Source organism: Thermocoleostomius sinensis A174, from assembly GCF_026802175.1.
In the GTDB taxonomy this organism is placed as follows: domain Bacteria; phylum Cyanobacteriota; class Cyanobacteriia; order Elainellales; family Elainellaceae; genus Thermocoleostomius; species Thermocoleostomius sinensis.
On the sequence record NZ_CP113797.1, the window covers coordinates 65,295 to 78,123 of the forward strand.

Sequence of the window (12,829 nt, forward strand, 5' to 3'; positions counted from 1 at the left end):
TCATCGACCTATGTACTCATCTACGTTTTATTCTTTACCTCTCGTTCTTCATTTCGGACTTATCCTTCATCCTTTATTCCTCAAAATCCGGATGTCGATAGCGTTTGCAGAAAGAATTAATTGACTTGCAAGGAATTTAGAATGAGCACAACCTTGATGGGCACCATTTTAATTGTTGAAGATACCCTTTCCGAGATGGAATTGATCACCCATTATTTGCGAGAAAGCGGGTACAGCGTTATCGGTGCGGTGAGTGCCAAAGAGGCGTTGAATCTAGCGATCGAACAAAAACCAGATGTGATTGTGACAGATATTGTCATGCCTGGTATGAGTGGATTTGAATTATGTCGCAACTTAAAAAAGAACCCGGCCACGGAAAAAGTTCCCGTGGTCATTTGTACATCTAAGAATCAGGAAATCGATCGGCTTTGGGGAATGAAACAAGGGGCCGATGCTTACATCACTAAACCCTTTACTCGTGAACAACTCATTCGCGCAATCAAGTCTGTTGCTGGCTAATGCTATGAATTCCTCTGCTCTGGTTCCTTCCTCAAAAAATTCCTCTCGTCGTACGTCAGGAGATGCTTACCTGCGGTTTGAATTGTGCCCTCAAACTTCAGCGGTTCTATTCATGCGCTATGTGCAAGAAGCCATGATTTTGTCGGCCCGTCGCCTGACCCCCATGCCCAACATGCCTCCCTGTATGTTGGGGTTGATGAACCGCCGCAGTCGCGTTCTTTGGGTGGTGGATCTAGCGCAAATGCTAGGTTTGGCAATTTTGGATACTAATGCTCAGCAGTACAGTTTAGTGCTCATTCAAGTGGGAGCGGTGTCATTGGGATTAGCGGTACAACGGGTAGAAGGAATTGCTTGGATTGATCCCAACCAAACGCAACCGCCGATCGGTCAAGTGCTACCGTCCTTGCTTCCCTATTTACGAGGCTGTGCCGTTCAACAACAAGAGCACAGACAAGACATTTTGTTGATGCTGGATGCGGAGGCGATCGCCCAGTCTCCGATTTTGCGCAACCCATAAACCATCTCTCGTTTGCGATTTTTCATTCCTCTCTCGTCTAGCCGTGCTATAGGGCATTCGTTGTATGACTACTCAACCTCGTCACCTCTCCGCTGATGACCACTCGGGACAACCAGAAGACTCCTTTTCGTTTCAACCCATGCTCGATTCATCAACAGAGCGACCAGAGCGACCAGAGCGACCAGATGCAAGCAAGCCATCTCCTCTGATGCGCCATCCAGATGTTCAATCCAGCAAACCCATCACCGAAGGATCGCGGCTGCAATGGTTCTATGACATGCCTGTTCGCCGCAAACAATTGACCGGGCTGATTACGTCTGAGGTGATCTCAGTTGTGGGACTAGTGGGCGTCGGCTCCTTCTTGATTGTGGCAGGCGGGCGTGCCCAGTTGCTGCAACAAGCCAAGTCAGAACTCTCCGTTACCGATCTGGCTTATAACATCAAAGTTAACCAGATGGGATATGGCTTTCGGGGGCAGTCAGACAATGCTGCCATTATTGCAGCCGCTCGGGAAGCGGCATCAGGTCGTCTTCCGGCTCCAGAAACGATCGATCCAGTAGAACGCATTCTTAAAAATGAGGTGACAGCCCGAGAAATTGAGTATGCCACGCTAGTCGGTCGGGATTTACGCATCATCGCCGGAGCCAATGCCGATCGACGCGGCGAGCGATTTGACCCTGGTGGACTGGTGGGCACAGTGTTGGCCAATCCGCGCCAAATTAAAACGAATGCGATTGTCAGTTGGGAAGAACTGCAACGGGAAGCGCCACCTCTGCCTGAAGGCTTAACCGAGCAAGATGCCCTCATTCGCTATGTGCTGACGCCGGTCAAAGATCCCACCACTCAAGAGGTACTGGGTGTGTTGGTAGCAGGGGATATTGTCAACAACAAATTGCCGATCGTTCAGGGAACCGTCGAAGCCTTCGACAATGGCTACAGCGCTGTTTACACCCGCCAGCCAGACGGAACGTTTCAGCTAGCGACCGCTCTACAGTTGCCAGATAATAGTCCGATCGAAGCGGCACGTCCCGCTATTCCGTTGTCTGATACCAACATTTTGGAGTGGGCCACCCAGCAATCGAACGGGCCAGTCACGCGCCGGATGCAAATTGGTGATCAAACCTACACCGTTGCGGCTCAGGCGGTCTACGACTTTAATAATCAACCTGTGGGGGTATTAGTTCGAGGCACATCGGAAGTCGCTTTAAATCAACTGCTGCGCAACAGTTTGCTGCTACAGCTTGTGATTGCAGCCCTGGCCTTGGCGGCTGACATTGTTTTGGCAGGGTTGTTGGGGCGTGCCGTGGCCAATCCAATCGAGGAATTGCGCCGGGCAAATCGGCGGTTTGCCGAGGGCGATCGCAGTGCCAGAGCGAAACTGTTTGCCAAAGATGAGATTGGGCAACTGGTGGGAACCTTTAATCAGCTAGCTGATACGGTGGTGCGGTCGGAAGCAGTCCTAGAAGAGCAATTTCATCGTCAGGAAGCGTCTGCTAGACGATCGCAGCTACTCGCAGAGTTAACCAGCCGCATTCGCCAGTCGTTGGATTTTGACGAAATTCTCAAAACCTCGGTGACGGGTGTGCGCGAGGTGCTTAAGGTCGATCGGGTCTTAATCTATCGCTTTAATCCAGATTTGAAGAGCGGTGTCATTGTGGCGGAATCGGTGGGTCGCGGTTGGCTGAAAGCATTAGGGCAAACCATTCACGATCCACTGGTTCCTGGGGCGATTGAACGTTTCAAGAGCGGTCGCATTTCTACGATTGATGATTTGGCCACCGCAGAACTGAGCGAATGCCACTGCGAAATCCTGCGTCGCCTAGAGGTGCGAGCTAATATGGTGGCGCCGATCGTGATTGGCGATGACCTGATTGGATTGTTGTGTGCGCATCAATGTTCTGGGCCCAAACATTGGGAAGAAGAAGAACTTGATTTAATACAACAGATTTCTACTCAGGTAGGCTATGCCTTGGCTCAAGCCACAGTGCTTAGACAGCAGGAAGAAACAGCCGAGCGCGAACAGCAATTGACGAAAATTATCTTGCACATGTGGGAATCGCTGGAGCGCGAAACAATTTTCCAGACCGTGGTGCACGATACCCGCGCCGTCCTCAAGACCGATCGCCTGCTTGTGTTTCTCTTCGATGAAAAGTGGGAAGGCACCGTAGTGGCAGAGTCCGTCGAGCCAGGCTATCCTGCTGCAATGGGCGCGCAGATTGCCGATCCGTGCTTTACCGAGAAATACATTGAACAATATCGTCAGGGACGGGTAAAAGCCACAGATAATCTACAAGAAGCGGGGTTAACCCAGTGCCACCTAAAGCTGTTGGCTCCGTTCCAGGTGAAGGCCAATTTGGTTGCTCCGATTAAAGTAGACGATCGGCTGTTGGGGCTATTAATTGCCCATCAGTGTTCCGGGCCACGCCACTGGCAGGATGGTGAAATTAAATTTTTCCGTCAATTGGCGGCTCAGCTTGGGTTTGCCCTAGAGCAAGCGGAGTTGTTTGCCGAATTAGAGCAAGCACGCCTCAAAGCCGAGAAGCTATCGGAAGAAAGACGGCTACAAAAAGAAGCCCTGCAACTTCAGTTACTGGATTTGCTGAGTCAGGTAGAAGGAGCCGCACGCGGAGATCTAACGGTGCGCGCCGATGTCACCGATGGGGAAATTGGTACAGTAGCCGATTTCTTCAACTCGATTGTGGAAAGCTTGCGACAAATTGTGACTCAGGTAAAACAATCTGTTGTGCAGGTGAATGCGTCCCTCGGAGAAAACGAAGCGGCGATTCAACGCTTGGCCGAACAAGCTCTGCAACAAGCCGATGAAACCACACGCACCCTTAGCTCGATCGAAATGATGACGCGATCGATTCAGGTCATGGCTGAAAATGCTCAGCAAGCAGCGAAGGTCGCTAAATCGGCTTCTACGACGGCTGAGATGGGTGGCTCGGCGATGGATCTCACCGTACAAAATATTCTGAGCTTGCGGGAAACGGTGGGCGAAACGGCCAAAAAGGTCAAACGCTTAGGCGAATCATCGCAACAGATCTCTAAAGTAGTATCGCTGATTAATCAAATCGCCATGCAAACCAATTTACTGGCTATCAATGCCGGGATTGAAGCAGCACGGGCGGGTGAGGAAGGACAAGGATTTGCCGTGGTTGCCGAAGAAGTAGGTGAACTAGCAGCCCGATCGGCCGCAGCCACTCAGGAAATTGAACGCATTGTAGACAACATTCAGCGCGAAACCAGCCAAGTTGTCGAAGCGATGGAGCAAAGCACTGCGCAAGTAGTGGAAGGTACACACCTAGTAGAAGACGCCAAACAAAGCCTCCAGCAAATCCTGGATGTTTCTCAACAAATTGATCAGTTGGTGCAGTCGATTTCAGAAGCGACCGTTTCACAGGTGTCAACTTCGGAAGTGGTATCCAAGCTGATGAAAGAAATTGCACTGGTATCTGAACAGACTTCACAATCCTCGCATCAGGTATCATCGGCACTGCGCCGCACGGTTGAAGTTGCTCAAACCTTACAAGCTTCGGTAGGAGCATTTGAAGTCGGTGCGGATATCTAGAAAAGGATAAAGTCTCAAGGATAAACCTAGCATTTCCTTTGTATCCTTCTGTATCCTTCAGCCTTTCGCCTTTCGCCTTTGTCCTCTTTCCTCCCCTATCTACCCCCTCTAGAGCTATGTCACAGGATAAGGAACTCGAAATACAGCTTCAGTTTCTCGATGAGGCGCAGGAGTACCTGGATACCGTAGAGGCAGCGCTCCTGGGATTAGCCAACAGTGGCGTTGACAGTCAAAAGATCAATGCTGCTTTGCGGGCCGCTCACTCTGTCAAAGGCGGTGCAGCGATGATGGGATTTCAAGCCCTGAGTCAGTTGTCCCACCGCTTGGAAGATTCGTTTAAGGTGCTCAAAGTTCAAAAGAATACAATCGCCATTGATACAGACCTGGAATGGCTGTTGTTGTCTGGGTTGGACTGTTTACGGCGCGTGACCGAAGACTGTCGTCAACGACGATCGATCGATGCCGCTTGGTTAAATGACCATGCACAACCAATTTTTGATCAATTGCGCGATCGACTAGGCGAACCCCAAGCCGAAGATGCCACCTCGGTGCTGTCACCAGAAGAAGGGCAGGATGTTGTGCGGCTGATCTTTGAAACCGAAGTAGATGGCTGCCTTCAGCGCTTAGAAACAGCGATTCAAACCCAAGATCCCTGCTTGCGAGAAGAAGTTGAAATTTTGGCGCAAGAATTAGAAGGACTGGGAGAAATGTTGCAACTGCCAGCCTTTACGCAATTGTGCCAATCGATTGCGCAGCATTTGACCTCCACCGATCGAGTGGTTGTGGTCGCCCAAGCTGCCCTGGAAGCCTGGAGACGCTCACAAGCCTGTGTATTGACTGGTAATCACAGTGCGCTGCCCGATCGCATTCAGGTAGAAGGAGTTGTGATTTCTGACGCAGCAAGTCCTGAGATCGCAGCGTTTGATTGGGGCACAGAATCAATATCAGAAGCGATCGAACCAGCCGTTGATCCATTCTTTCATTCAACAGACTTTGAGCAATCCGAGTTTGCTTCAGCAGAATTCGATGATTTCAACGATACAGACCGATCGCCAGTTGAACCGCTTGTCGATTCAGATGAATTTGACGTTCCTGCTGCGTTAGCTTCAACCGAACTCACTAATTTTGAGTTAACCGGTTCTGAATTGACGAAGGCTGATCAACTCGATTCTGAGCAAGTTGATGCTGCAACACCCCATTCGCCTACCTTCCATCAGGAGTCACTAGATTCGTTCACAAATCCATTTTCGCTTTCTGAATTAGACTCGTCCTCCGTCAACACCGACTACGAAGCCCAAATTGTTAAGTCCGATCGATCGGATGCACAGACGTTTCATTCACCCAAAGATACCTATAAAGCAGAGTTTCAGATTTCTAGTGATACAGCCTCTGCTTCGTTTACAGAAGAAATTCAAGACAATACGGTTCGTGTTCCAGTCAAGCATCTTAATCATCTTAATGATTTGTTAGGCGAATTGACCATCGAACGAAATCGCCTTGATCTTCACCTGAAACGGTTACGCAGTTTAATTCGGACAATGACTCTGCGGGTGCAAGTTCTTGATCAATCAAATTCTCAATTGCGTAATGCTTACGATCGCGTTACAACCAAATCTTTGACAACCTCACCATTGCTCTTAGCTTCAGCAAATGTAGAGGTGCCGCTTGAATCCATTTCGACAACAAACAGCGAGAATCATTTACACAATCAATTTGATGAACGGTTTGATGCGCTGGAAATGGATCGCTACAATGAGCTACATTTATTGTCCCAAGAAGTGATGGAAACAATCGTCCAGATTCAAGAAGTCACCAGCGATATAGAACTGGGGCTGGACGATACCGAGCAAATTAATCGCGACTTACATAAAACTACCAAGCAACTGCAAATTGGCCTCAGCCAAGTACGGATGCGTCCCCTATCTGATGTGGTGGATCGCTTTCCTAAAGCTATCCGGGAATTATCTCTTCAGTACAACAAGCCAGTTCAACTTAAAGTTCACGGAAGCAATACTTTAGTCGATCGCAATATTCTGGAAGCTTTAAGTGATCCATTGCTACATTTGATTCGCAATGCGTTTGATCATGGTATTGAGGACTCGGAGACTCGCCGTTCTCATGGAAAACCAGAACAAGGGTTGATCGAAATTCAAGCATTTCATCGGGGTAATCGCACAATTATTACCGTTCGAGATGATGGTAGAGGGATTTCGCTAGAGAAAATTCGATCGCGAGCACAACAAATGGGGCTAGACGAAATGTTGCTCGCAGCGGCAACGGACGAAGAACTGCTGTCGCTAATTTTTGAACCCGGATTTAGCACCACCGATCGTGTGACTGATTTATCTGGGCGTGGTATTGGCATGGATGTGGTGCGCAACAACTTGAAACAAGTGCGGGGTGAAATTCGTGTTAGCACCGAAGCTGGGCTGGGAACCACTTTCACTTTGTCAGTTCCATTTACGTTGTCGATCGCCCGAGTATTGCTGGCTGAAGCGGGCGGCATGTTGATTGCCTTCCCCACCGATGTCATTGAAGAAGTGACAATTTTAGAGCCAGAGCAAGTCACCAACACCGCTGGCAGTGAAGCGCTGCGCTGGCATGATCAGTTACTGCAATTGATCCGATTGTCGCGCTGGCTAAAGTTTAATTGTCCTCGTCAGATGGATGGTCTGGAAACACCACCGACCATTAACGAGCCAGCCGTGTTAATTCTGAATCAGGCTGACCAACGCATGGGAATGCAGATCGATCGCTGTTGGGGGGAACAAGAAGTAGCCCTCCGCAAAGTTGAAGGCAATCTTCCATTACCACCTGGCTTCAACAGTTGCACCATCCTAGGAGATGGGCGAGTTGTGCCTTTGGTCAGCATCTCGGAAATGCTGCATTGGATTGCAAGCTGCGATCGCGCAGAATTCTTGACCGGTGATCAGGCGATCGCCCCTAGCTTGCCCGAAAGCGGAGGGGGACGGTTGCCTGCGCCAACAATTATTCCGACGCGCAAGCCTACTATCCTAGTGGTTGATGATTCCATCAATGTGCGCCGCTTGTTGGCGCTGACGTTGGAAAAAGCGGGCTATCAAGTAGCCCAAGCGAAAGATGGGCAAGATGCCATTGACAAACTCACAGCCGGCTTGCAGGTTCAAGCGGTGATCTGCGACATTGAAATGCCTCGATTAGATGGCTACGGCTTCCTGGCCAAAGTGAAATCGACCCCTACTCTGGAGCAATTGCCTGTTGCCATGTTGACCTCTCGCAGTGGCGATAAGCACCGGCAATTAGCGATGAACCTTGGTGCAACTGCCTATTTCTCTAAACCATACAATGAACAGGTGCTGCTCCAAACCCTGAGTCGGCTAATTGACCTAGCCCCCGCTAGTTAATTCTTACTAGTCCGTTTCAGCGCTTACTCTTCACATGTGGCCCTATGACGCTCTCTCACTATCGGCGCGATCGACGCAATTTGACTCGGCGTGAAACAACCCAGCAACTAATTGTCTTTCGCATTCGTCGGGATTGGTTTGCGCTGCCAATTCGGGCTGCCTATCGAGTGATTCCGCTGGGGCAAGTGTATGGTATCCAAGGCGATGTCAGCCTAACTCGTTATCAAGATCGGGATGTCAGTATCATTGATATTCAACGCCGCATTTTTGGGGATGGTCAAAAACCGATCGATCGTCCCAGTTTGCCCACGTCATCCTCAACTGCTGCGTCTCACATTACCAGCCAGAACACAGCGTCGATCGAAAGAACCGGACAGCATCACCTTTTGCTTTTACAAAGCGCAGAAGGAGAGTTAATTGGCATTCCGCTCAATGAGTTTCCAAGTCTGCGCCGTGTGCCAGAGTCGGCGTTCACACCTGTTCCCCAAACTTATTTAGCCGAAGGAGGGATTCGCTGCGTCAGTGCCCTGATCACCTCACCTCAAAACGAAGCACCCATTTTTTTACTGAATCTTAATCAACTGATTGATAGTCAAGTTAATCTACCTCTAATTAAAGATAAGTAGAGAAATATATTTCATTTCAGCCAACAATATACGAATTAATTAAACGAGACTATGAACTTGTTGATGAAACAGATAAACAAATAATTATGAGCATTCGAACAATTTTAGCTGTGATATCTGTACTGGCTGCGCTCTTGCCGCTCGTTATTCATGTGGCCATGAATACTTCTGTCACCCGGTCGCTAGAAATCAGCGAAACTGATAGCGATCATTCAATCCAAAATCAGCCAGCCCCTACCCAAGATATAGGGGCGATCGGGCACAATAAGCAGTGTGCAGGTTGTGACCTAACTGAAGTCAATTGGCGCGGACTAGATATGAGCCGCGCGAACTTACGAGGAGCACAGTTACAACGAGCTAACCTTCAAGGAACAAAGCTGATCAACGCCGTGCTAACAGGTGCAAACCTGAATCAGTCCAACCTCTCACAAGCGCATTTGTATGGCGCTGATTTGAAGACCGCCAGCTTGCAAGACGCCAATTTAGAAAACGCTCAATTACTGCATGCCAGTTTGACCAATGCAGACTTAACCGATGCTGTGTTGGATCAGATCGAATTACGCGATGCCGACCTCAGCGCCGCTACTCTCAAAAATGCTTCCATGCAGCGGGCCAGTTTGTATGGAGCCATCCTTCGTGAAGCCGATCTCTCAGGAGCTAACCTAAACAGCGCCGATTTGCGCTATGCGGATTTATCCGATGCCAACCTAGAAGGAGCCGACTTTACCAACGCTCGGTTGGACTTCGCCATTCTTCCTCCAAATGTTCCCCATTTGCGCTAATTCAAACTAATCGTCAATCTACTGTGATGCTCTCTTAAAGTTTGGCTGAAGCTCAACCCTAGCCTATTTTCAGTCTTCTATACTCGAAATAGACCATATTGCTGAAGGGTGAAGTTTTGATATGTCTGGAATGCGAAGAGGAGATCGGCGCACTAATTCTGATGATAATGCTGTAAGAAATCCACGATCGCGACAACAAGAACCGCCTTCTCCCCACGACATTAAAATTCGGATCGCGACGCTACAGGCTCAGCGAGATGAGGCCCAACAAATTGCCAAAGCGAAAGAAAAAGAAGCTCAAGAAGCTCAACGATTGTATTTAGAAGAACAACAACAGCGGCAATCCACTCTTGCTCTCTATCAGGAAGAGCAGCAACGATATCAATCAACTTTGACCCTTTATCAAGAAGAACAACAACGGTATCAATCAACTTTAGTACTATACGAAGAAGCCCAAACGCAAGTGCAAACTTATCTAACCTTCTATGAGCAAGAAAAGGTTAGAAATAACGAATTGCTAGCTCAATATGAAACGGCGCGAGCCGAACGCGATCGATATTTAATGCTCTACAATGAAACGCAAGCCGAATTGAAGTTTGAACGACGCTCAAAAGCAGGGATTAAAGGTTGGGAAACCCGTCGCAAACGGGAAAATGAACGGTTAAAGCGAGAAATTGCCGATATGGCGATCGTATTACGCGATTCCCTAGAGCGGAAAGAAGCAGCGATTGCACATTTAGAAGAACTAGCAAACCGAATGGATCGAATTCAAAACTTGGTTGACTCGGTAGAAGACAATTCTGATAATAATCCAATTGGGCTGCTGCAAAAATTTAAGCTAATTTGGCAGGCTGTAAAAGATATTCTTGCGGAATAGGGAGTCGAATTGATGAGCAGCGATCTAGTACCTGTTTCTTCCATCGCTCAGTCACCAACTCAGCCAACAAGAATAAATGCAAACTTGAGCGATCGCCTCCGCCATATTGTTACTCAATTGAGGCAAGAAGGAGAGGTGCAAATCAAAGCTACGTCTCGTATCTTGGGAGCGGCGGCCCAAATCGCTGAAAATCACGATCGTCTGATTGATGAAGTAGTGGACATGGTTGAGGAAGATCTCAATCAACCATCTCCGTCACCTCTGCCTGCGTTATCGGAAGCATACACTGTAGAACGACTCAAACAACAGTTTGGAAAATTCCAAGCTGCCAAAGACCATTTTGGCGTCAAAGCTTCAAGCTGGGCAAATTTAGTAGATAAGCTTAATCAGCCCATTACGACGCCTCCACAGAAGCCGCATTCCCATTTGTCACATGCGTATAAGTCACGGCAAGATTCGGCTATCGATCAACGACTAGCAGCGATCGAAGCAGAGATTCAAGCCATGCGAGGCGATATCAACCGCATTCTCACTCTGTTGGAACATCTTGTTTTAACGAGAGAATGATGCAGGAAAGTCTCTGTAGCGATTAATCTTTGATTGGTTTGATGCTATTCGTTTGATTCATTTGTTAGAAACCGTTTAATGGCTTTGCCCATTGACTGAAAAAAACTTTGAGAAACCCTACGATCGGGCATTTCCTCGGTCAATAGCTGCCATAAACTCGGATCAGTGCTCTGCATCCATCGGTTCAGGTACTGCTGCTCCGACGAATCTGCTGGCAAACTGTTCAACGCTTCCTGCCAAGCCTCTTGTGCTGATTGCGATCGCCCTTTCTGAAGATGTAAAACACCCAAGTTGGTGAGCGTCTTGGCTGCCGAGTTCTTCAACCCCAGTTCTTTCAGTAACGTTAGACTCTGGTTGTAAAGGGTTTCCGCTCGATCGAGATCAGATTGATACACACAGAGATTCCCTAAATTGTTTAGTAGCTCTGCTTCAGCTTGCCGATCGGCTAGTTGACGAGTGGCTTCGAGGGCTACTCGATGCAACCATTCGGAGTCTTGCCAGTGGGCATGGGCGGTAAAAAAGAGCGCCAATCGCCTAGCAAAATCCACTACCAGACTCCACGATTCTGCTTGAACTGCCCACTCGATGGCCATCATCAAACTGAGATACTCCCGTTCAAACCACGTTAATACTCCCTTTGCCAACTGTTGTTCCGCTTTCGAGGTAGGTTGCTGGCGGGTTTGGTTCAGGGTTTGTGTCACCTGCGATCGCGTTTGAACATCTAATCCTAGGTTCATGATGCCGCAGGTAGTTGAGTACCATTGACTTACCCGCAGTCGAATGGTTTGCCGCGTGGCAATCGATTCTTCGGTTGCTGATAGCCGCCGTGCCAACAAGCGGATGCTATCGTGAAACACTTGATAATGATCCCCTCCTATTCGCTTGACAAGGTTCACATCAACTAATTGCTCAACTAGTTGTTTAGCCTCATCTAAGTCAACGTCCAGCAAGGCGGCGGCCAATGACAGCGTGAAGTGCGCATCATTTAAAAGTCCTAATCTTCGTAATAATTGTGCCGCTTGGGGGGCAAGCTGTTGATAGCTGAGGGTGAAACTGGGGCGAATGGTTGCATAGGCCGAGTGCAGGTGTTGAATGGATTTGTGTTGCTGACGCAGTTGCTCAACGTAATTGGCTAATGCTTTAGCAGGCTGATTTTTGATGGTTCCAGCCGTTAGATGAATGGACAGCGGTAAGCAATGACACAACTCAACAATTTCTTTTGCAACATTCATTGTCAGATGAATGATATCTCGATTCACGAGTTTATGTAAAAGTTCAATTGCTTCTGTTTCCGCTAGTTCCGTTAATTCCAGTTGAATAGCATTTTCTAGTGATAGTGCCTTACGACTAGTGATCAAAACAATGCCAGGCATTTGTGTGGGAATCAAGTTGTGAATTTGCGCATTCTCAACATTGTCTAGCACCAAAAGAATAGGTTGGTGACTCAATGCTGCTTGAAAAAGCTGAGTGCGCTCGTGCGGGTCAATCGGGATTGACGCTTCTGCAACGCCCCAAGCTCGTAGAAGGCTGAGAGTAATGTCGTTTAGAGAGCGAGATGGTTGTTCAGTACTGCGCAAATTTACGTAGAATTGTGCCTCTAGAAAGTTGGTTCGCAACCGATGCGCTAGATGAATGGCTAGCGCTGATTTGCCAACACCAACCTGCCCAGTGATACAAACGATCGTTGGTTTGGGTTTAGGATCGGGTTCTCCGTGATTCACTAGCGCCAGAACCTGTTGAACCTCGATCGATCGTCCAACAAACTGATCAATATCCGGCGGAAGCTCGTGTAGTGCTGTTGGTTGAACCAAATGACATGCCAAAACTTGAGCAACGCGCCCAACGTTCTGGCTTGGCATAGGGTTTGCACTAAAGTAGTGCAATGGATACCCTGATCGATCGCCAATCATGTGAGATCCTGCCGTATTCGATAAGATTAATGTTTTTTAACGGTGGCTTCCAGAATGGACTATTGCATGGTCAGCCG

At 48.4% G+C, this 12,829-nt stretch carries 9 protein-coding genes; 8 read left to right on the plus strand and 1 reads right to left on the minus strand.

What is annotated here, in order from left to right:
* Positions 1-141: 141 nt before the first annotated feature.
* The 8 genes from OXH18_RS00260 (at position 142) to OXH18_RS00295 (ending at position 10,842) form a co-directional block, all read left to right on the plus strand.
* Complete coding sequence (locus OXH18_RS00260; protein ID WP_268610367.1) at positions 142-519, plus strand: response regulator transcription factor; 378 nt, start codon at positions 142-144, stop codon at positions 517-519.
* Between the two features lie 4 nt (positions 520-523).
* On the plus strand, positions 524-1,036 hold the full coding sequence (locus OXH18_RS00265) for a chemotaxis protein CheW (RefSeq protein WP_268610368.1): 513 nt from the start codon (positions 524-526) through the stop codon (positions 1,034-1,036).
* Between the two features lie 64 nt (positions 1,037-1,100).
* Entirely contained in the window at positions 1,101-4,607 is a 3,507-nt protein-coding gene (locus OXH18_RS00270; RefSeq protein WP_268610370.1) for a GAF domain-containing protein, read from the plus strand.
* Between the two features lie 116 nt (positions 4,608-4,723).
* Positions 4,724-7,990, plus strand: coding sequence for a hybrid sensor histidine kinase/response regulator (locus OXH18_RS00275; protein WP_268610371.1), 3,267 nt, complete (start codon positions 4,724-4,726; stop codon positions 7,988-7,990).
* A 44-nt stretch (positions 7,991-8,034) separates the two neighbouring features.
* Entirely contained in the window at positions 8,035-8,616 is a 582-nt protein-coding gene (locus OXH18_RS00280) for a chemotaxis protein CheW (RefSeq protein WP_268610372.1), read from the plus strand.
* An 86-nt stretch (positions 8,617-8,702) separates the two neighbouring features.
* On the plus strand, positions 8,703-9,398 hold the full coding sequence (locus OXH18_RS00285) for a pentapeptide repeat-containing protein (protein ID WP_268610374.1): 696 nt from the start codon (positions 8,703-8,705) through the stop codon (positions 9,396-9,398).
* Positions 9,399-9,519: 121 nt separating this feature from the next.
* Entirely contained in the window at positions 9,520-10,275 is a 756-nt protein-coding gene (locus OXH18_RS00290) for a hypothetical protein (protein ID WP_268610375.1), read from the plus strand.
* A gap of 12 nt (positions 10,276-10,287) precedes the next feature.
* Positions 10,288-10,842 carry a hypothetical protein gene (locus OXH18_RS00295; protein WP_268610377.1) on the plus strand — a complete coding sequence of 185 codons (555 nt, stop codon included), beginning with the start codon at positions 10,288-10,290 and terminating at the stop codon, positions 10,840-10,842.
* A 44-nt stretch (positions 10,843-10,886) separates the two neighbouring features.
* Here OXH18_RS00295 and OXH18_RS00300 read toward each other — a convergent pair whose 3' ends face one another.
* Positions 10,887-12,701, minus strand: coding sequence for a tetratricopeptide repeat protein (locus OXH18_RS00300; protein ID WP_268610379.1), 1,815 nt, complete (start codon positions 12,699-12,701; stop codon positions 10,887-10,889).
* Positions 12,702-12,829: the final 128 nt, after the last annotated feature.